The sequence below is a fragment of the Nonomuraea phyllanthi genome (assembly GCF_006334985.2).
GTDB classification, from domain to species: Bacteria; Actinomycetota; Actinomycetes; order Streptosporangiales; family Streptosporangiaceae; genus Nonomuraea; species Nonomuraea phyllanthi.
The window spans coordinates 192,073-211,987 of the sequence record NZ_VDLX02000015.1 but is presented as its reverse complement, the minus strand read 5'-3'; the positions used below and the strand labels follow the sequence as shown (position 1 = coordinate 211,987).

Genomic DNA, 19,915 nt, shown 5'->3' with positions numbered 1-19,915 from the left:
CCGTCCGCCCGCCGATCTCAGATCCCCACGGGGTGCCAGACGGTCTTGGTCTCCAGGAACCGCGTCATCCGCCCGGTCCCCGGATCGGCCGCCCAGTCCTCCGCCGCCGGGCGCAGGACCCGCTTGAGGTTCTCGGCCGCCGCCTGCTCGCAGCTCAGCGCCAGGTCCGCGTCGCCGACCCCGGTCAGGTCGAGCGCGTTGACGTCCATGTGCGCCGCCAGCCACGGCGCCAGCTCGGCCTGGTGCCCGGTGAGGATGTTCACGACGCCGCCCGGCAGGTCGGACGTGGCCAGCACCTCCGCCAGCGTGATCGACGCGAGCGGCGCCCGCTCGGACGCCACGACGACGCACGTGTTGCCCGTCACGATCACGGGCGCCACCACCGACACCAGCCCGAGCAGCGGGTCGGCGGGCGCGATCACGGCCACCACGCCGGTCGGCTCGGGTGTGGACAGGTTGAAGTACGGGCCCGCGACCGGGTTGGCCGCCCCGTGCACCGCCGCGATCTTGTCGGACCATCCGGCGTACCAGACGAGCCGGTCGATCGCGGCGTCCACCTGCTCCAGCGCCGCCTTCTTGCCGCCGCCCAGCTCCTCGGCGAACTGCCCACGCCGCCCCTCCAGCATCTCGGCGACGCGGTAGAGGATCTGCCCCCTGTTGTAGGGGGTGGCGCCCGACCAGCCGGGGAACGCCTTGCGCGCGGCCACCACGGCGTCGCGGGCGTCCTTGCGCGAGGCACGGGACGCGTTGGCGAGGAACTCGCCCTTGGCCGAGGTCACGGGGTAGGACCTCCCACTCTCCGAGCGCGGGAACGCCCCTCCGATGAACAGCTTGTAGGTCTTTCTGACGGACAGCCTGCTCATCGCTCCCGGCCTCTCCACGTGGACTCCTGCGACATCTGGACCGGCACGAAGACCTGGCCGCACCGGCTCACGCCGCAGCGGTGGGCGTACCAGCCGGTGCGGACGGGCAGGCCGGCCCTGGCGAAGGCGCGGCCCCTGGTGGCCTGCGCCCGCCGCTCGGCGCGGCGGGGGCGGCGGTGCTCACACGTCAAGGTAGGCCTCCAGACCGTGCAGCCCGCCCTCGCGGCCGTACCCCGACTCCTTGTAGCCGCCGAACGGCGAGGCCGGGTCGAACTTGTTGAACGTGTTGGCCCAGACGACCCCGGCCCTGAGCCGGTCGGCCATCCACAGGATGCGCGAGCCCTTCTCGGTCCAGATGCCGGCCGACAGCCCGTACGGCGTGTTGTTGGCCTTCTCCACGGCCTCGGCGGGCGTGCGGAAGGTCAGCACGGACAGCACCGGGCCGAAGATCTCGTCGCGGGCGATGGTGTGGGACTGCGCCACCCCGGTGAAGACCGTCGGCGGGAACCAGAACCCGCGCTCCGGCAGCTCGCACGCGGGCGACCAGCGCTCGGCCCCCTCCGACTCGCCGATCTCGGACAGCTCGCGGATCTTCGCCAGCTGCTCGGCGGAGTTGATCGCGCCGACGTCGGTGTTCTTGTCGAGCGGGTCGCCGACCCGGAGGGTGGCGAGCCGGCGCTTGAGCGAGGCCAGCAGCTCCTCCTGGACGGACTCCTGGACCAGCAGCCGGGACCCCGCGCAGCACACGTGGCCCTGGTTGAAGAAGATCCCATTGACGATCCCCTCCACGGCCTGGTCGATGGCGGCGTCCTCGAACACGATGTTGGCCGCCTTGCCGCCCAGCTCCAGGGTCAGCTTCTTGTCGGTGCCCGCGACGGCCCTGGCGATGATCCGGCCGACCTCGGTGGAGCCGGTGAAGGCCACCTTGTCGACGTCGGGGTGGGACACCACGGCCGCGCCGGTCTCGCCCGCGCCGGTGACGATGTTCACCACGCCGGGTGGCAGGTCGGCCTGCCGGCAGATGTCGGCGAACAGCAGGGCGGTCAGCGGCGTCGTCTCGGCCGGCTTGAGCACGACCGTGTTGCCGCAGGCCAGCGCCGGCGCGATCTTCCAGGCCAGCATGAGCAGGGGGAAGTTCCACGGAATGACCTGCCCGGCCACGCCGAGCGGCTTCGTGCCGCTGTGCCCATTCGTCGTCCTCCGGCCGAACCCGGCGTACTCCAGCTTGTCGGCCCAGCCCGCGTAGTAGAAGAAGTGGGCAGCCACCAGCGGCACGTCCACGTCGCGCGACTCGCGGATGGGCTTGCCGTTGTCGAGCGACTCCAGCACGGCCAGCTCGCGGGCCCGCTCCTGGATGATCCGCGCGATGCGGAAGAGATATTTGGCCCGCTCGGCGCCGGGCAGCGCGCCCCAGACGCCGAACGCCTTGCGCGCCGCCTGCACGGCCCGGTCGACGTCGTCGGGGGAGGCGGTGGCGACCTCGGCCAGCGTCTCCTCGGTCGCGGGGTTGACGGTCTTGAACGGGGTGCCGGACCCGTCGACGAACTCGCCGTTGACGAACAGCCCGTATGACGGCTTGATGTCGACGATGTCGCGGGATTCGGGCGCGGGAGCGTACTCGAAGATCGCCATCATCAGTCCAGGGTGAAGTAGTCGGGGCCCGCGTAGCGGCCGGTGGCCAGCTTCTGGCGCTGCATGAGCAGGTCGTTGAGCAGCGAGGAGGCGCCCAGCCGGAACCACTCGGGCGTCAGCCAGTCGTCGCCGGCCGTCTCGTGGACGAGCACGAGGTTCTTGATGGCGTCCTTGGTGGTGCGGATGCCCCCGGCCGGCTTGACGCCCACCTGGCGGCCCGTCGCCTCGCGGAAGTCGCGCACCGCCTCCAGCATGACCAGCGTCACCGGCGGCGTCGCGGCCGGCGACACCTTGCCCGTCGAGGTCTTGATGAAGTCGGCGCCCGCCAGCATCGCCAGCCAGGACGCCCGCCGGACGTTGTCGTAGGTGGCCAGCTCGCCGGTCTCCAGGATGACCTTGAGGTGCGCGGCGCCGCAGGCGGCCTTCACCGCGACGATCTCCTCGAACACCTTCATGTAGTGGCCGGACAGGAACGCGCCCCGGTCGATCACCATGTCGATCTCGTCGGCGCCCGCGGCCACCGCCGCCGCGGTCTCGCCCACCTTGACGTCGAGAGAGGAGCGCCCGCTGGGGAACGCCGTCGCGACCGAGGCCACCTTGACCCCCGCGCCGGCCCCCGCACCACGAAGCGCCTCGACCGCCACGGCGACGAGGTCGGGATAGACGCAGACGGCCGCCACCTTGGGCGCGCCGCCGCCGGGCCGCACGGCCTTGGTGCACATCGCGCGCACCTTGCCGGCCGTGTCGGCCCCTTCGAGTGTGGTCAGGTCGACCATGGAGATGGCCAGGTCGATGGCCTGGGCCTTGGCCGTGGTCTTGATCGAACGGGTGCCCAGCATCGCCGCCCGCTGGTCCGCGCCGACCCGGTCGACACCGGGCAGGCCGTGCAGGAAAGCTCGCAGCGCGGCGTCGGACGAAGCGACGTCCGCGAGCGAGGTAGTCACTGTTGACACCATCACAGCATCGCCGACCAGGCCCGTGAGCTCCAAACCGGACCGCCCTAGGGAGGTCCGTGCCGGGTCCTAGGTAGGGCGGGGGGCGGCTGCGCACCGGAGATAGGGCATCCACCCGATGTGGGGGGAGGGGCCTTAGCCCGAGTCTTAAAGGTGTCAGGAAGAAGCACCACATTGCAGGAGATGACCTCCATGAATCCCGAGATCGAGTACGAGCTCATGAAGAACCACGCGAGCGAGCTGCGCAAGGCGGCCGCCGAGCACCGGCGGGTACGCGAGGCACAGCGGGCCAACAAGTCCGAGCGCCGCTCGGTCTTCGGCAAGCGCCGTTCCTCATGACCACCCCACGAGCGCCCGGCCACTACCTCCCTCGTGGCCGGGCCTCACGCTCACCCTGAGGCCGATAAAAGCGTCGAAAGTAATAGAACGGGCATGACATGCTGGATGACATGCGGGGACGTTCTGTCAGTCCCGTCTTCGTCGGGCGGGAAGAGGAGCTCGCGGCTCTGTCCGAAAGTCTCGACGAGGCACGAAAAGGCACGGTGACGGCGGTCCTGCTCGGCGGCGAGGCCGGGGTCGGCAAGACCCGGCTGGTCCAGCGCTTCGCCGAGCAGTGCCAGGCCGGCGGCGCGCACGTGCTGTTCGGCGGGTGCGTGGAGCTCTCCACGGAGGGCCTCGCCTACGCCCCGTTCACCGCCGCCCTCCGCCAGCTCGTCAGGGAACAGGGCCCCGCCGCCGTCGCGGGGCTGCTGCCGGACGGCGCCGAGCGCGACCTCGCCCGGCTGCTGCCCGAGTTCGGCGAGCCGAGCGGCGACGGCGAGACCGACACCGGCCGCGCCCGGCTCTTCGAGCAGTTCCTCACGCTCCTCGAACGCCTCGCGGACACCCGTCCCACCGTTCTCCTCATCGAGGACATCCACTGGGCCGACCGGTCCAGCCGCGACCTCATCGCCTTCCTCAGCCGCAACCTGCACGCCCCGCAGGTGCTGATCGTCATGACCTACCGCTCCGACGAGCTGCACCGCCAGCATCCGCTCAGGCCGGTGCTGGCCGAGCTGGGCCGGGTCAACGGCGTGCACCGGCTCGACCTGCCGCGCCTGTCGCGCGACGAGGTCGCCCAGCAGATGGCCGGCATCCTCGGCGAGGTCCCCGAGTACGGCAACGCCATGAAGGTCTACGAGCGCAGCGAGGGCATCCCCCTGTTCGTGGAGGCCCTGGTGGAGTGCGGCGTGGACTGCGCGTTCCCCGACTCCATGCAGGACCTCATCCTCAGCTCCGTCGAACGGCTGCCCGAGGAGACGCAGCGCCTGCTGCGCGTCGCCGCCGCCGGCGGCACCCGGGTCAGCCACAGGCTGCTGGCCGTCGTGAGCGGCCTGTCCGACGTCGAGCTGGAGACCGCGCTGCGCCCCGCCATCGCGCGCAACATCCTGCAGATCGCCGACAACCGCGCGTACGTCTTCAGGCACTCCCTGATCCGCGAGGCCGTGCACGACGAGCTGCTGCCCGGCGAGCACCAGCGCCTGCACGCCAGGTTCGCCGAGGAGATCTCCAAGGACCGCGGGCTCGTCCCGCCCGGCCGCGCCGCCGTCGAGCTGGCACACCACTGGTACGGTGCCCGCAACGACACCTGGGCGCTGATCTCGGCCTGGGAGGCGGCGCGAAAGTCGTTCAAGGCGTTCGCCTACACCGAGGCCGTCCCGCTGCTCGAACGCGTGCTCATGCTCTGGGACCGCGTGCCCGACGCGGAACGGCTCATCGACGCCGACCACACCGCCGTGCTGGAGCGCGCGTCCGAGGCCGCCAACGCCGTCGGCGACGTCGACAAGGGCGTGAAGTTCATCAAGGCCGCCCTGTCCCAGCTGGACGAGACCGAGGAGCCGGCGCGCGTCGCCCAGCTCATCGTGCGGCGGGCCGCGTTCAAGAACGCCAAGGGGCAGCTCGGCGTCATCGACGACCTCAGGCACGCGCTGCGGCTCGTCCCCCGCGACACCCTCGACCGGGCCCAGGTCGTCACGACGCTCAGCCGTCACCTCATGCTGCGTGGCGAGATCGCCGAGGCGAGCGAGCTGATCGCCGAGGGCCTGCGGCTGGCCAGGGAGCACGGCGACCGCTGCCTCGAATCCGACCTGCTGATGAACCTGGGGCTCGGCCACTCGCTCAACGGCGAGAACGAGTCCACGATCGTCGTCAACGAGCAGGCGCTGGAGATCGGCTACCAGGAGGGCTCGGGACGCCTGATCACCCGCGCCATCGGCAACAACGTGGACGCCCTGATCGACATGGGCCGCCACGAGGAGGCGCTCGACCTGGCGCGGGACGGCTGGAAGCTGTCCAAGAAGTACGGCAGGCTGCGCGGCAGCGGGCTGTTCATCAAGAACAACTGGGCCGAGGCGCTGGAGTCGATCGGCCGCTGGGACGAGGCCATAGAGATCGTCGACGGCGCGCTCAGCCACGGCCCCGCCCTGCGCACCAGATACGCGCTGCTCCGCATCCGCGCCGACATCGCGCTGGCCAGGGGCGAGCTGCAACTGGTCGAGGGCATCCTGTCCGAGGTCGGCGTGCTGAAGGACCGCCCCGAGGAGTTCGTCCAGGACATCACCAACAACGCCCGCCTGCACATCGGCTGGCACCTGACCCGGGGCGAGCCGGCCGCCGCGCTCAGCGTGGCGGAGCGCGTGCTCGCGCAGAACCAGCAGTTGAGCAAGGCCATGCTCGGCTGGCGGCTGCTGTCGCTGCTGCGCACCGTCTGCGACGCCGCCGAGACGACCGAGCCCGAGCGGACCGCCAGGGTGCGCGAGCTGGCCGCCGAAGTGGCCGCCGAGCTGTCGGTCATCGGGCCGGTCGTGGAGGCGTACCGGCTGTCCTACCGGGGCGACTTCGACGCCGCCGCGGCGGCCTGGGAACGGCTCAACCGGCCCCACAACCACTCCAAGTCGCTCCTGCGGGCCGCCAACGTGGCCGCCCGCGCGGGCGATCGCGAGGGGGCGGCGGCCCGGCTGAAGGTGGCGCTCCCGCTGGCCCAGGCCCTGCGCGCGACCCCGCTCATCGAGGAGATCGAGGTCCTGTCGCGCCGGGTGGGCGGGGCGGCGCCCGCGCAGGAGCCCTCCGAGCTGCTGACGCCCCGGGAGCTGGAGGTGCTGCGGCTGGTCACCCAGGGCAGGACCAACCGGGACATCGCCGGTGAGCTGTTCATCTCGGCCAAGACGGTGAGCGTGCACGTGTCCAACATCCTGGCCAAGCTCGGGGTCACCTCGCGCGGCGAGGCCGCCGCCGCGGCCCACCGCCTCTCGCTGCTGTCGCGCTAGCGCCTGCCTGCCTGCCTGCCTGCCCATCTGTCTGGCAGAGGCTCGTTCCTGGGTCAGAGGATCGCCTGGGCGAGGAGCACGACGCCGAAGACGGCGAACGCCGCCGCCGCGCCGTACCGGACGGCCTTCTCCGGCAGGTGCCTGCCCAGCAGCCGCCCCACCAGGATGGCCAGCGCGTCCGCCGCCACCATGCCGACCGTCGAGCCGATCCACGTGCCGAGCCAGCCGTGCTGCGTCGCCAGCGTGATCGTGGCCAGCATGGTCTTGTCGCCCAGCTCGCTCAGGAAGAACGCCACGGTCACCGCGACCAGGGCGTTCCTGGTGGTGCGCTGGGCCTTGCGCGACTCGTCCTCGGTCAGTTCGTCGCCGCGCAGCGTCCACGCAGCGAAGCCGAGGAAGGCCAGCCCGGCCACCACCGAGATGGCCGTCGTCGGCAGCGCATCACCGATGAGGCCGCCCACGGCGACGCTGACCAGGTGCACCACGGTAGTGGCGATCGTGATGCCCGCGAGCACGGGCCACATCTTGAATCGGGTCGCGAACGTCATCGCCATGAGCTGGCTCTTGTCGCCGAGCTCGGCCACGAAGATGGCGACGAGACTGATCCAGAAGGCTTCCAACGGTCCTCTTCCGCGCGACCGGGCCGGAAGCAGGAACCCGGGGAGAATTCGGGCACGCGACTTCGGCCCGGCAGCGACTAGTCAACATAGCTGCCAGGCCGAAGGTCTCGTCCGCCCGCTGTGAGGCCCGCGTGACCGGGCGCCGGAGCGCCAGTGTGTCGATCACGCGATTGGGACTACTCCCCTTCGGTTACTCACCCACCTTAACAGCCACCTCGACATGCCCTATTCCGGAAGCGAGCAGCCGACCAGAACGGGCTCGTTGACCAGCGTGACCCCGAACTTCTCGCGCACTCCGTCGCGGACCTCCTGCGCGAGGGCGAGCAGGTCGCCGGTGGTGGCGGCCCCGTCGGGGTTGGTCAGCGCCAGCGTGTGCTTGGTGGAGATGCGGACGGGCCCGCGTTCGTACCCCTTGGGGTAGCCCGCCTGCTCGATCAGCCACGCGGCGGACACCTTGACCGACCCGCCGGGCAGCTCCCAGCGCGGATGCCCGGGGGCGCGGACGGCCAGCTCCCGCGCCTGCTCGGCCGAGAGGACCGGGTTGGTGAAGAACGAGCCGGCGCTGCGGCTGTCGGGATCGTCCGGGTCGAGCAGCATGCCCTTGCCGCGCCGCAGCTCCAGCACCGCCTCGCGGGCCCTGGCCAGCGGCACCCGGCCGCCGACCTCGGTGCGCAGCCGCCGGGCCAGCTCCTCGTATGCCACCGGACCCGACATTTCCGAAATATCCAGCGCGTACGTCACCGCCAGCACCACGTACCGGGCCGGCTCGCGCTTGAACAGGCTGTCACGGTAGGCGAACCCGCACCGCCGGGCCTCCAGGTCCACCACCTGCCTGGTGCGCCGGTCATAGGCCCGCACGCACCGGATCGTCTGGGCGACCTCCTGCCCGTACGCTCCGACGTTCTGGATGGGCGTCGAGCCGACCTGCCCGGGGATGCCCGACATGCACTCGATGCCGGCCCACCCCTCGGCCACCGCGCGCGCCACCAGCGGGTCCCAGTCCTCCCCCGCCTGGACCGTGACCACCGCCTGCTCGCCGTCGCGCGAGACGGCCACCCCCCGGGTCGACACCTTGACGACCAGCCCGTCGAACCCCTCGTCCGCCACCACGACGTTGCTGCCCCCGCCCAGGATCAGCGTCGGCACCGCGTTCATGTCGGCCTCGGCCACCACGGAGACCAGTTGCTCCGCCGTGGTGGCGTCGGCGAAGTCGCGGGCGGGGCCGCCGAGGCGCAGCGTGGTGTACGGCGCGAGCATCTCCATGGGCCACTAGCTTATGAGGTGCCCAGAATGCGCAGCACGGCCTCGTGGTTGCGCCGGGACTCGCGCTCGTCGTACTCGGGGTCCACCTTGTGCTCACCCAGGTGCGCGACCGGGAGGGTCTCCTCCGGGACGATCAGGTCGCCGTCGAGGGCGAGCGAGAGCTCCAGGTCGGCGTTCCTGCCGTAGTTGGCGTCCCCGGGCATCGCCCCCAACGCCGCGGCCCGCCGCACCGCCATGAGCTCCCCGCCAAGCGCCCCCACCTTCCCCGCCTTCGCCCCATCTCCGTCTGCGTCCGGGAGGTCCGCGCCGTGCCACCCGGCCGCCACCGCGCCCTGCGCCACGGCCGCCACCAGCGGGGTCAGGGCGTCGCCGCGCAGCTCCACGTCGGTCCCCATCAGCACGTGCACTTCCGCCTCGTCGAGCTGCAGCAACTTCGTCCGGCTCTCGCCCCACGTCGCCGTGCCCCCGCGCCAGTGCGGCAGCTCGGTGACGTGCCACACCGCGATCCGCTCCGGATACCGGCCGGCCAGCTCGTCCAGCACCTCGCCGGCCCCGTCGAGGCCGCCCAGGTCGAGGGCGAGCACCCGCGCGTTCGTGTGGTCGATCACCGACTGCACGCTCTTCCTGACGTCCCCCGGCCAGCCGTCGACCAGCATGCCCACGCTGACCGTGATGTCCTTGGTCTCCATGCGCCGGCGTTCCAGGTTGACGCCGAGCTCGTCGAGGCGGTTGGTGGCCAGCGTGCCGTCCCAGGTGCGCTGGGAGTGCACCATGGGTTCGGCCGCGTCGCCCTGCTCGCCCGGCGCTCCCGAGAAGCCCAGCTCGGCGGCCGGGTCGAGACGCGCGTGCGTCCCCCGATGCCGTACCCCCGCCGTCCCGACCCCGGTCGCCCCGCCGTTCGCACGACCTCCCGATGGGCGCGCGCCTTCTCCCGCTCCTGCCCTCGCGCCCGTGCCCTCGGCCTTCGCGCCCCTGCCTTCGGCCTTCGCGCCCCTGCCCTCGGCCTTCGCGCCCGTACCCTCATCGGCCGTCGCGCCCGGGCCGCCCGCCGTGTCACGCCCGGTGCCGGAGGTGCCCGCCACCCGCTCGACCCGCGCGGGCCCCAGGTGCGCGGGCGGCTTGGCGTCGGTCACAGCGGAGACCGGGATCGAGCGGACCGTGGGCCAGACCTGTCGCGCAGCTTCAGTCATAAGCTGACGCGCTACCCGCGACCCGCCGGACCTATCATCCGCGCCGGCACGGGTCAGGAGAGCTGGACCACCGCCCGGGCCTTGGACAGCACCTGCGCGTCGCCCGACTTGGCGATCAGCCCGACGACCACCCGCTTGTCGTCGAGCTTCTCCTCCACCACGCCGCTCACCGTGATCGTCGCCCCCTGGTCGTCGTCCGGGACGACCACCATCGACGAGAACCGCACCCCGAAGTCCACGACCGCCCCGGGATCCCCCACCCAGTCCGTGACGAACCGCCCGGCCTGCGCCATCGTGTACATCCCGTGCGCGATCACGTCCGGCAGCCCCACCATCTTGGCGAACCGCTCGTTCCAGTGGATCTGGTTGAAGTCCCCAGAAGCCCCCGCGTACATCACCAGGTTGAGCCTGCGCACGTGGTAGTCGGCGGCGGGGATCTCCTGCCCGACCTCGACCTCGTCGTACTTCACCGTGGCGGTCATCAACCGGCCCCTCCGCGCTCGACGATCGTGTTGTAGGTGACGCAGACCGGCTCGCCCTCGACCGTCGCCACGTCGCTCCTGACCGTCAGCAGCTCGTTGCGCCCGGCCGTGCGGATGTCGGTGATCGTCGCCGTCATGACGAGCCGGTCCCCGGCGCACACCGGGCGCACGTACTCGAAGCGCTGCTCGCCGTGGACCACCATGGCGAAGTTGAGCCCGAGGTCGGGGTCGACGAGCGCCTCGCCGCCGCTCTGGAGGCTGAACACGATGGGGAACGTCGGGGGCGCGATCACGTCGCGGTATCCGGCGGCCTGGGCGGCGTCCTTGTCGCGGTAGAGCGGGTTGTTGTCGCCGATCGCGGCGGCGAACTCCTTGATCTTCACCCGGCTGACCTCGTAGGGCGCGCTGGGCGGATATGTCCTGCCCACGAAGTCACGGTTCAAGGCCATCGGTGCCCCCTCGCACGTCCCAACGAGCGCTGCCGAGCCCGACGGTAACAGAACAACGTTCGGCTGTCCCGTCTCCTTGCTCTGTCTTTGCCCCGCGCTCCTTCTTCCCATCCTGTACGGCTCGCCGGACGCTTACGCGGCCGGCTGCGCATCCTGGCCGGACGGGGCGAGCTGCCCACGGCCGGGTGCATCGACTCCCCACTCCAGACAGCCAAAAGTCGATCTTGTTGACAGTCATCTCTGGCAGGTGACAACTGTCCCTGGGAGTCTCAGGAAGGTGCTGGAGCGGCGTGCTCGAGCGGGTGTCACTTTACTGTTGACTATGGCGTTAACCTGGCAATATGCGCTTTGGCGTGCTGGGCACGGTCCAGGTATGGACCGCGGATGGCGTACCGGTGACGGTCGCGGAGACCAAGGTGCGATCGTTGCTGGCCGCCCTGCTCGCTTGCCAGGGCCAGCCGGTCTCCGTCGAGCGGCTCATCGACAACCTCTGGGGCGACGATCCTCCCGCCAACCCCACCAGCGCGCTCCAGCTGAAGGTGTCCCGCCTGCGCCACGCGCTGAAGCAGGCCGAACCGGGCGGCGATGACCTGGTGGCCACCTACCCGCCGGGATACCGGCTCACTGCCCAACCCGGCCAGACCGACGCCGAAACCTTCGCCGAGCTGACCTCGCGGGCGCGACAGACCAGAGACGCGCGTGCCCGCGCCGCGATGCTGGCCGAGGCGCTGGCGCTGTGGCGAGGGCCGGCGTTCGCCGAGTTCGCCGACGAGAACTTCGCACGCTCGGCCGCTCAGCGCCTGGAGGAACAACGGCTGACCGCGCTGGAGGCGCAGGCCGAGGCCCGGCTGGAGCTCGACGAGTGCGGCATGCTTGTCGGCGAGCTGTCCGACCTGGTGCGGCAGCACCCGCTGCGCGAACGGCTGCGCGAGATTCAGATGCGCGCCCTGTACCGGTGTGGCCGCCCGAGCGAGGCCCTGGCCAGCTATGCCGAACTGCGCGGGCAACTGGCCGAGGAACTCGGCCTGGATCCCAGCCCGGGAACTCACCGCCCTGCAAGAGGCCATCCTGCAGCAGGACCCCGCCCTGAGCCCGGCGGCCCCGCCGGCACCTGCGCGCACCAATCTGCCCGCCCCGCTCACCAGCCTGGTCGGCCGCGACCAGGCAGTCGACGAGATCCGTTGCCTGCTGGCCGCGGGCCGGCTGGTGACTCTCACCGGCCCCGGTGGGGTGGGCAAGACCCGGCTCGCCATCGAGACCGGCAACCGGATGGTTCAAGACCTGCCCGATGGTGTCTGGCTCGTCGAGCTGGCCGGGACATGCCGGACCGGCGATGGCCGCAACGCGAGCGCATGGTCGCCTGGAGTCGAGGAGGTGGCACGTACGGTGTCGGCCTCCATCGGCCTCCGTGACGACACCTCCGAGAGCGGGATCTCCCTCCTGCCAAGCGAGAGGGTCGCTGACACCCTGCACGGCAGACGCCTGCTGCTCGTGCTGGACAACTGCGAGCACGTCATCGAACCCGTCGCCAAGCTGGCCGAACGACTGCTGCGCGCGGCGCCTGGACTGCGGATCCTGGCCACCAGCCGCGAACCGCTCGCTCTGGACGGTGAGACGGTCTGGCCGGTCCCGCCGCTCGCTCTGCCCGATCCCGCCGCATCGTCCGCGGACCTGGCCCAGAGCGGCGCCATGCAGTTGTTCGTCCAGCGCGTCACCGCGGTGTCGCCGCGCTTCACCCTGAACTCCGACAACGCCGACCAGGTCGCCGAGCTGTGCCGCCGCCTCGACGGCCTGCCCCTGGCGCTTGAGCTGGCCGCCACCCGCGTTCCAGCCTTGGGCGTCCACGAGCTGGTGAACCGTCTCGACAACCGCTTCCAGCTACTCGCCGCCGGCCGCCGCGACGCACCTGAACGTCAGCAGACCCTGCGCGGGCTGCTCGACTGGAGCTGGGACCTGCTCACCGAGCCGGACCGGATCGTGCTGCGCCGGCTGGCCGTCCACGCCGGCGGCTGCATCCTGCCCGCGGCGGAGACCGTGTGCGCAGGCGACGAGATCGCCCCCGATACGGTGATCGACGTGCTGTCCCGCCTCGTCGACCGCTCCCTGGTCGTGGTGACCGAGACCCCGGACGGCCCCCGATACCAGCTCCTGGAGACCATCGCCGAATACTGCCTGGGCCGCCTGAGTGAAGCGGGCGAGCTGGACCGCGTCCGCCGTCTCTTCCACCGCTACTACCTCGACCTGGCCAAGCGCGCTGAACCGCAGATCCGGGGCCCCGAACAACATGAGTGGCTCGACCGTGTGGCGCGCGAGAACACCAACCTGTGCACTGCGCTGGGCGGCATGATCGGCGAGAACGACGCCACCGGCGCCCTCGAACTGGTCACCAGTCTCGTGTGGTGCTGGTTCCAGCTCGGCCGGCTCAGCCTGGCCCGCGACCTGCTCCAACGGGCGCTCGCCGCCGACGGCGAGGCACCCGTCTCTCTGCGCGCCACTGCCCAGGCATGGCAGGCCGGCATCGAACTGCTGACCAACGTGGACGGCGAGGACGCGGCCCGCGCCCGCGCGTCCGCCACGGCATTCGACGACATCGACGACCCGCAGGTGCGGGCCCGGGCACGATGGTTCGTCGACTACGCCGTATACACCAGCAAGAACGACCGCACCCGAGCCGCGATCCTGCACGCGACGACGGGCATCCTCTACCAGCGCGGGCTCGACGGCGTCGGCATCGACGAACTGTGCGCCCACGCGGGGATCACGAAAGAGACGCTGTACCACCACTTCGGCTCGAAGGACGGACTCATCCGAGCAGTCCTTGAGGCGCGCAGCGACCGCGTCACACGCTGGCTGGCCCAGGCCGCCGACGACGCCGGCGACGACCCCGCCCGCCAGCTTGCAGCGATCTTCGACGCCCTTGCCCGCTGGTACGCCGACCCGGACTTCCGCGGCTGCGGAATCGGTAACGCGGCCGCCCAACGACACAGCGATCCGGCCACCGCGATCGCCGCCCGGCACCTCGGACGCTACCTCGACCTGCTCATCGACATCGCGGCCCGGGCCGGAGTCGCCGACCCCGCCGCCCTCGGCCGGCAACTCCTCGTGCTCCTCGAGGGCGCCACCACGGTCGCCGACCTCCTCAGCGACCCCGGCGCCGCCGCCCACGCCCGTGACGCCGCCCTCACCCTTCTCCGCACCACGGCCCGGCGCGACGACACGGCCCTTGGCAACACGGCGAGGGCGCCGGTCGCCGAGCCTGCCGACGCGAGGCGCTGAGCGGCTACGGCCGCCCCGGCCCAGGAACGTCCGCATGCGGCATCAGGGGGGCGGACACGACGAACCGGCGCCCTGTTGCAGGACGCCGGTTGTGCGATATGCAGGAGTAGCGGGCTGGAAGCCTGCCCGGGAGACCTAGCGGGTCTCGCGGTGCGCGCGGTGGCAGCGGCAGTTGGGGCAGTACTTCTTCAGCTCAAGCCGATCCGGGTCGTTGCGCCGGTTCTTCCGCGTGATGTAGTTGCGGTGCTTGCACTCCTGGCAGGCCAGCGTGATCTTCGGCCTAACGTCGGTGGCAGCCACTTGGGAGTGCCTTTCTACGTTCGGGACATGGACACGCCCGTGCCCAGGCCGGTCGACCTGGGGATGGGCAGTAGCGGAGGCCGGACTTGAACCGGCGACACAACGATTATGAGCCGTTTGCTCTGCCTGACTGAGCTACTCCGCCTTTGAGCCGGTAACGACCCCGGCCCCGTAGAGGATACCCGACGCGGTGAGCACCTACGTAACTCGCCCGATCGGGTGGGGTGCTCCCAGTATGCCTCAGGTCCCCCGACAACCGAAATCCATTACCCGCCGACACCCGCCGCCCCCGAGCGGCCGCCCCCGGCGCGAAGATCCCACGAACTGAGGCGGAAGCCAGCGTAGCAGCGGCCGGCCGCAACTGACGAACGGGCCGGACGGCGAACGAGCGAACAAAGAACGGGCCGAACGGCGAACGGGGCAAACGAAGAACGCCCGGCTCCGAGATCTCTCGGACCGGGCGTTTTGCCTGTTCAGAAGATGAGCCCCCAAACGGAATCGAACCGTTGACCTTCTCCTTACCATGGAGACGCTCTGCCGACTGAGCTATAGGGGCCTGTCCGGCGCTGCGGACAGGTGTAACCATACACGGCACTCACCGATGATGCGAACTCGTTCTGGCCTCCGCGCACTCCCCCGCGCGTCGCCGCGCGGGCAGGTCGATGACCTCGCACAGATCGGCCAGATCGAGGTGCCCGGCCACCTCCGCGACGGAGGTGCAGTCGGCGACCACCCGCCCGTGCCTGCGCACCCGCAGGACCTGCCGCCCGCCGCGCACCACGCCCACGACCTCGTAGCCGTCGAGGCCGACCCATCGCCTTTCCATAGCGGCACAGAGTATCCGCCGGGTCTCTCATTTTTCGCCGCGCCACAGGCGTTACATCCATACCGAACGGGTCAGGCGGCCACGGGAGGCTCCTCAGGCGTCATCGTGCCTTGAGGGTGAGTTTCACCGGCCCGACCGTGACGTTGATCCCGACCGTGCCCTTCGACCGCGACGGCCTGGTCTTGATGGTGAACGTCACCTTGTGGTTCCGCGGCACCTCCTTCACCTCGCACTTCAGCGCCGTGCCGCTGAACTTGCACCCGCGTGCCCACACCACGCGCTGCCCGCCGAAGGTGCGCCCGGAGATCTTGACGTCCTTGAGCGGGTGCGGGCCGGTGTTCGCGACCGTGATCGTGTAGGTCGTCCTGCTCTTGGCGGTGCCCGAGACCGTCGCCTTGGCGGGCGGGTTGGCCAGCTCCTTCAGCTGGGACTCCGAGCCGTTGAACGAGTTCTGCCCGCCGGCCAGCGTGCCCTTCTCCGCCGACTGCCAGAAGGTGTGCTTCTTCCAGCTCTTGGGCAGCTCACCGGGGTCGCCGCCCCAGCGGGCGAGCCAGAGCGGGTTGGCGGCGAACTTGCCGGAGTTGCCGGTGCAGGTCCGCCACCAGCTCGTGGTGGTGTAGATGATCGCGTGGCGGCCGGTCGCCTGCTGGTACTTCGTGGTGAAGTCCTTGATCCAGGTGACCATGTCCGCGGTGGACAGGCCGTAGCAGCTGTTCTTGCCGTTCTTGTCCTTGTACGGGTTGTCCTCGATATCGAGCACTCCGGGAAGCGTCAGCCCGTCCGCGACCCAGTTGCCGCCGTTCTGGAGAAAATAGTCGGCTTGGGCCGCTCCGTTGGATTCGTGCGGTTGCGCAAAGTGATATGCGCCCCGGATCAGGCCCGCGTCCGCGGCGCCGCCGTACTGCGCGTCGAAACTGGGGTTGAGGTAGTTCGTCCCCTCGGTGGCCTGGACGAACGCGAACTTCCCGCCGCCCGAGGCCACGCTCGCCCAGTCGATGTCGCCGGTCCAGTTACTGACGTCGACCCCGGGAACACCATCGGCCGCCTGCGCGACCCCGCTCATCCCAAAAGTGGCAATTACCGCGAATAACAACAGTCGTTTCACGCCGGAGATCATTGCGGAGCCTGACACAACCCCGCAAGTCCGGAAATATCAACGGGTTTTGATGTATCCACGCAAATGACGGTGCCGAGGCTCAGCGGTCGCGCCCCCGCCGCCCACTCCCGCCACCGCTCGTCGCCGACCTCGACGTCCAGATGGATGGCGTGCCGCGTGCGCCGCTCGTACCGGAGCCTGGCCAGATCGGTCGGCACCTCGCACCAGACCTCGCGCACCTCGCTCGCGGGCTCGACGCCGGCCCGCTCCAGCCCGGCGAGCACCACCGGCCGCAGCGGCGCGAGCCAGGGGCTCTCCAGGACCGCGCCTGGCCCGGCGCTGCCCAGCAGCGTCCACAGGCTCTCCCCGGCGGCGGTCCCGAGCCGCCTGCTCCAGTCGCGCGCCTCCACCCCGGGAGGGCGTTCGAGCATGTCGGCGAGCGTCTCCTTCAGGTCGTCCTTGCTGAAGACCGGCAGGCCGAGCGCCCGCCCCAGCGCACGCGCGAGCGTGGTCTTCCCCGACCCGGGCAGCCCGTTCACCAGCACCACCAATCGCCCCATGGGCCAGCATCGTGCCAGAGCCGGCGAAAATCTTCCGCCCGTCGGTGAACCCGCACCTCAGCGCCCGGAAACTCGCCGTCGCGGGCCTCGGTGCAGGACGGCGTTCGCGCAGGTCAGAGGGGTTTGTGTACGTGACATTCGCGTTTGCCAAACCGGATCAGAGCTGCACAAACTTGGGTCGATCCTCAATCACGGCCCCGACCAGGGGTTTCTTCGCCATGCCCGGAGGAGGCCGACCATGATCCACGCCCGGGGTCTGACCCGAGTGTTCAAAGTCAAGAAGCAGGCGGTGCACGCCGTACGCGGCATCGACCTGGACGTCGAAGCGGGGCGCCTCGTCGCGCTCCTCGGCCCGAACGGCGCCGGCAAGTCCACGACCCTCCGCATGCTCACCACGCTCCTCCCGCCCACCTCCGGCACCGCCACGGTGGCGGGCCACGACGTGGCCAGGGACCCGGCGGGCGTGCGCGCCCGCATCGGCTACGTCGGCCAGCGCACCAGCGCGGGCGAGAACTTCCGCGTCCGGGACGAGCTCGTCACCCAGGGCCGCTGCTACGGCCTCGGCACCCGGCAGGCCGCCGCCCGCGCCGACGAACTGCTCGGCCTGCTCGACCTGGAGCCGCTGGCCGCCCGGCTGCCCGGCACGCTGTCAGGCGGCCAGCGCCGCCGCCTGGACATCGCGCTCGGCCTCATCCACCGCCCCGACCTGCTGTTCCTCGACGAGCCCTCGACCGGCCTCGACCCGAAGAGCCGCGCGGACATCTGGCAGCACATCCTCCGGCTGCGGGAGGCGTACGGGACGACGCTGGTCCTGACCACCCACTACCTAGAGGAAGCCGACAACATGGCCGAACGCGTGGTGATCATCGACAACGGCCGGATCATCGCGGACGGCACCGCCGAGCAGCTCAAGAACGACCTGGCCGGCGACCACATCACGATCACCACCAGCGCGGAGGAGGAGGCCCGCAGGGCCGCCGGGATCGGCGGCGGCGACGCGGAGGGCACGACCGTGCGCCTGCGCGTCCCCAACGCGGCCGCCGCGCTCCCCGACTACCTCAGAGCCCTGGACGGTTCCGGCATCAAGGTCACCACCGCCGAGACCGCCCGCCCCACCCTCGACGACGTGTTCCTCGCTCTTACCGGGAGAAGCATCACCGATGACGACATTCCTGCGTGACACCGCCACCGTCTTCTCCCGCGAGTTCAAACCCGCCGTGCGCGAGCCCGCCGGGCTGCTCTTCGAGATGGGGCAGCCGCTGCTGTTCCTGTTCCTGTTCGGATCGCAACTGGACGGGGCCGTCGGGTCGTCGTGGCAGTGGTTCGTGCCGGGCATCCTGGTCATGATGTGCCTGACGGGCCCCCTGTCGGCCGGCTACACGCTGCTGGTCGAGCTGATCGGCGGCTCCATGGAGCGCATGCTGGTCACCCCGCTCAGCCGCACGGCGATGCTGGTGGGCCGCGCCATGAAGGCCGTGGTCGTGCTCCTGGCGCAGGCGGTGCTGATCGTCCTGCTGGCCCTGCCGCTGGGCTTCGTCCTGCACCCGGCCGGGGTGCTCGCGGGCCTCGCGCAACTGCTGGTCTTCAGCGTCGGGCTGGGGTCGCTGTCGTTCGTGCTGGCCATCAAGTCCGCGCCGAGCGGCACCCTCTTCTACGTCGTCAGCCAGTCCGTTCTCTTCCCGCTGCTGCTCCTGTCGGGGGTGCTGCTCCCCATGGAGACGGCTCCGGGCTGGCTCCGCGTGCTGGGGCACCTCAACCCGGTCACGTATCTCGTGGACGCCCAGCGCGCCCTCTTCTCCGGGAACCTGGCCGACCCCTCGGTCCTGTACGGCACCGCCGCCACCTGTGCGATCGCCGCGATCGGCCTCTATCTGGGCAACCGGGCCATGCGCAAGGGCGTCTGAGACCCTTGAAGGATGACTCATCTGACGGTCCCCTGGATCCCCGTGCGCCACCGGCTCGACGTGATCCTCTCCCGGAGCGTCCCTCCCCTGGACAAGACCACGTCGTCGTTCGCGTTCGTCTCGGACCTGGCCGGCAGGACCCTCATGACCCGCGTCGGCACCGAGGGCCGCGGCTGGGACATCCCCGGCGGCCACCTCGAACCCGGCGAGAGCGCCGCCGAGGCCGCGGTCCGGGAGCTGTACGAGGAGACGGGGCTGCGGCTGCCCGGCTCCGCCCTGTCCCCCTTCGCCTGGCAGCGCATCGAGCTGCTGGACGCCGCGCCCGCCGGCTACCGCTACCCGTCGCTGACGTACATGGCGATGTTCCGGGCGCGGCTGCCGCATCCGGGCCCGCCGACGCACCCGCCGGCGGGCTCGGAGAGCACCTCCGCGGCCTGGCTGCCGCCGTCGGAGATCGCCCGCCTGTGCCCCGACCGCACCTGGCTGCCCCTTTTGGACGGAACGGGGCTAGAGGGACCGGGCCCGCTCTAGATCGTCACTCCGGTAGAGGTGCTCGGGGATGCGGGCGAGCGTGGAGGGATGCACCTGGCCGCTCAGCCCGTACAACTTCTGGAAGCTCATGATCAGCGGACGCCACGCGTCGGGGTCGATGCGGTCGCTCGTCCCCGCCATCCGGATGTCCTCGTGCACCCACACCCGCTGCACCCTGACCTCGAACGCCAGGATCCCGCCGTCGTCCACCGGGTGCCGGCGCTCCAAGACGGCCTCCATGCTCACCGGGCACTCGCCCACGCGCGGCGGCGCCACCGTCTCCGACGGGACGGCGGTGAGCCCGGCCCGCCGGAACTTGTCCGCGACGAACCGGTAGCCCCGCTCCCGCTTGCGCTCCGGCACGGGATCGGAGCCGGTCGTGAGCGCCAGCCGGTCGACCGCCGCGGCGAGCCGGTCGGACGGGAGGTTGAGCACGCACTCCCCCGTCCTGACCAGGTTTCCCGCGGTCTTGGAGCGCGCGCTCAAGCCCAGCATCGCCCGCCATCCCAGCCAGAACGCCGACGACATGGGGGCGAGGTTGGGCGTCCCGTCCTCGTTCGACGACGAGATCAGGACGACGGGGGTGCCGAAGTAGAGAATGTTTGGCTCAATCCGGACATGCTGGTGTTCGACAGTCATGGTCATGGCTCTCACGGTCGCGCACG

Annotated in this window: 21 protein-coding genes and 2 tRNA genes; 7 read left to right on the top strand and 16 right to left on the bottom strand. The window is 70.8% G+C overall.

The genetic code is table 11. The features are described 5' to 3' along the window. Window positions 1-17: 17 nt before the first annotated feature. Genes FH608_RS34780 through deoC form a run of 4 tightly spaced genes read right to left on the bottom strand, consistent with a single transcriptional unit; the run spans window position 18 to window position 3,451 of the window. Window positions 18-863: an aldehyde dehydrogenase family protein gene (locus FH608_RS34780; protein ID WP_139634684.1), complete on the bottom strand. Its 846-nt coding sequence runs from the start codon at window positions 861-863 to the stop codon at window positions 18-20. After that, complete coding sequence (locus FH608_RS34775) at window positions 860-1,054, bottom strand: hypothetical protein (RefSeq protein ID WP_139634607.1); 195 nt, start codon at window positions 1,052-1,054, stop codon at window positions 860-862. Before FH608_RS34775 ends, FH608_RS34780 begins: the two co-directional genes overlap by 4 nt. Beyond that, window positions 1,044-2,498, bottom strand: coding sequence for an aldehyde dehydrogenase family protein (locus FH608_RS34770; RefSeq protein WP_139634606.1), 1,455 nt, complete (start codon window positions 2,496-2,498; stop codon window positions 1,044-1,046). The genes FH608_RS34775 and FH608_RS34770 overlap by 11 nt, the downstream gene beginning before the upstream one ends. Further along, window positions 2,498-3,451, bottom strand: coding sequence for a deoxyribose-phosphate aldolase (gene deoC, locus FH608_RS34765; protein WP_139634605.1), 954 nt, complete (start codon window positions 3,449-3,451; stop codon window positions 2,498-2,500). Before deoC ends, FH608_RS34770 begins: the two co-directional genes overlap by 1 nt. Before the next feature lie 180 nt (window positions 3,452-3,631). Here deoC and FH608_RS51830 point away from each other — a divergent pair, with 180 nt between their 5' ends. Together FH608_RS51830 and FH608_RS54235 are read left to right on the top strand one after the other, a co-directional pair. Then, window positions 3,632-3,787, top strand: coding sequence for a hypothetical protein (locus FH608_RS51830; RefSeq protein WP_153260952.1), 156 nt, complete (start codon window positions 3,632-3,634; stop codon window positions 3,785-3,787). Window positions 3,788-3,897: 110 nt separating this feature from the next. After that, the gene (locus tag FH608_RS54235) at window positions 3,898-6,753 is read left to right on the top strand and encodes an ATP-binding protein (protein WP_317135598.1); all 2,856 of its coding nucleotides are present in this window, start codon (window positions 3,898-3,900) and stop codon (window positions 6,751-6,753) included. A gap of 53 nt (window positions 6,754-6,806) precedes the next feature. On the opposite strand, the gene FH608_RS34755 is transcribed toward FH608_RS54235, so the two are convergent. The 5 genes from FH608_RS34755 to FH608_RS34735 all read right to left on the bottom strand — a co-directional run bounded on the left by FH608_RS34755 (window position 6,807) and on the right by FH608_RS34735 (window position 10,757). Continuing rightward, window positions 6,807-7,373: a TMEM165/GDT1 family protein gene (locus FH608_RS34755; protein WP_139634603.1), complete on the bottom strand. Its 567-nt coding sequence runs from the start codon at window positions 7,371-7,373 to the stop codon at window positions 6,807-6,809. Window positions 7,374-7,598: 225 nt separating this feature from the next. Beyond that, entirely contained in the window at window positions 7,599-8,636 is a 1,038-nt protein-coding gene (locus tag FH608_RS34750) for a UDP-N-acetylmuramate dehydrogenase (RefSeq protein ID WP_226900159.1), read from the bottom strand. Between the two features lie 11 nt (window positions 8,637-8,647). Then, window positions 8,648-9,826 (bottom strand): hypothetical protein, encoded by a 1,179-nt coding sequence (locus FH608_RS34745; protein ID WP_139634602.1) that lies wholly within the window; start codon window positions 9,824-9,826, stop codon window positions 8,648-8,650. Between the two features lie 53 nt (window positions 9,827-9,879). Further along, window positions 9,880-10,308, bottom strand: coding sequence for a MaoC family dehydratase (locus tag FH608_RS34740; RefSeq protein ID WP_139634601.1), 429 nt, complete (start codon window positions 10,306-10,308; stop codon window positions 9,880-9,882). After that, on the bottom strand, window positions 10,308-10,757 hold the full coding sequence (locus tag FH608_RS34735) for a MaoC family dehydratase N-terminal domain-containing protein (protein ID WP_139634600.1): 450 nt from the start codon (window positions 10,755-10,757) through the stop codon (window positions 10,308-10,310). Before FH608_RS34735 ends, FH608_RS34740 begins: the two co-directional genes overlap by 1 nt. A 341-nt stretch (window positions 10,758-11,098) precedes the next feature. Between FH608_RS34735 and FH608_RS54515 the strand changes: the two genes are divergently transcribed. After that, window positions 11,099-12,169: an AfsR/SARP family transcriptional regulator gene (locus FH608_RS54515; protein ID WP_139634599.1), complete on the top strand. Its 1,071-nt coding sequence runs from the start codon at window positions 11,099-11,101 to the stop codon at window positions 12,167-12,169. Between the two features lie 277 nt (window positions 12,170-12,446). Continuing rightward, a complete protein-coding gene (locus FH608_RS53950; protein WP_394367721.1) occupies window positions 12,447-14,033 on the top strand; it encodes an ATP-binding protein in 1,587 nt (528 codons plus the stop codon). 135 nt (window positions 14,034-14,168) lie between these two features. Here the strand turns inward: FH608_RS53950 and rpmG are convergent, their stop codons facing one another. From rpmG to FH608_RS34695, 6 genes are all read right to left on the bottom strand, one after another. Then, window positions 14,169-14,333: a 50S ribosomal protein L33 gene (gene rpmG, locus FH608_RS34720; RefSeq protein WP_019632658.1), complete on the bottom strand. Its 165-nt coding sequence runs from the start codon at window positions 14,331-14,333 to the stop codon at window positions 14,169-14,171. A gap of 71 nt (window positions 14,334-14,404) precedes the next feature. Continuing rightward, window positions 14,405-14,478 (bottom strand) — tRNA-Met (locus FH608_RS34715). 338 nt (window positions 14,479-14,816) lie between these two features. Continuing rightward, window positions 14,817-14,889 (bottom strand) — tRNA-Thr (locus FH608_RS34710). Window positions 14,890-14,928: 39 nt separating this feature from the next. Further along, complete coding sequence (locus FH608_RS34705; RefSeq protein WP_139634597.1) at window positions 14,929-15,159, bottom strand: transposase; 231 nt, start codon at window positions 15,157-15,159, stop codon at window positions 14,929-14,931. A gap of 100 nt (window positions 15,160-15,259) precedes the next feature. Continuing rightward, window positions 15,260-16,222 (bottom strand): lysozyme, encoded by a 963-nt coding sequence (locus tag FH608_RS34700; RefSeq protein WP_193318800.1) that lies wholly within the window; start codon window positions 16,220-16,222, stop codon window positions 15,260-15,262. 50 nt (window positions 16,223-16,272) lie between these two features. Continuing rightward, a complete protein-coding gene (locus FH608_RS34695; RefSeq protein ID WP_226900158.1) occupies window positions 16,273-16,815 on the bottom strand; it encodes an AAA family ATPase in 543 nt (180 codons plus the stop codon). A 238-nt stretch (window positions 16,816-17,053) separates the two neighbouring features. On the opposite strand from FH608_RS34695, the gene FH608_RS34690 reads away from it, so the two are divergent. From FH608_RS34690 to FH608_RS34680, 3 genes are read left to right on the top strand one after another with little or no spacing between them, the layout of a single operon-like run. Continuing rightward, complete coding sequence (locus tag FH608_RS34690; protein WP_139634595.1) at window positions 17,054-17,995, top strand: ATP-binding cassette domain-containing protein; 942 nt, start codon at window positions 17,054-17,056, stop codon at window positions 17,993-17,995. Continuing rightward, window positions 17,976-18,719 (top strand): ABC transporter permease, encoded by a 744-nt coding sequence (locus FH608_RS34685; protein ID WP_139634594.1) that lies wholly within the window; start codon window positions 17,976-17,978, stop codon window positions 18,717-18,719. Before FH608_RS34690 ends, FH608_RS34685 begins: the two co-directional genes overlap by 20 nt. 12 nt (window positions 18,720-18,731) lie before the next feature. Next, window positions 18,732-19,250 carry an NUDIX domain-containing protein gene (locus FH608_RS34680; RefSeq protein ID WP_139634593.1) on the top strand — a complete coding sequence of 173 codons (519 nt, stop codon included), beginning with the start codon at window positions 18,732-18,734 and terminating at the stop codon, window positions 19,248-19,250. Here the strand turns inward: FH608_RS34680 and FH608_RS34675 are convergent. Next, a complete protein-coding gene (locus tag FH608_RS34675) occupies window positions 19,227-19,895 on the bottom strand; it encodes a flavin reductase family protein (protein WP_139634592.1) in 669 nt (222 codons plus the stop codon). The genes FH608_RS34680 and FH608_RS34675 overlap by 24 nt on opposite strands. Between the last annotated feature and the right edge of the window lie 20 nt (window positions 19,896-19,915).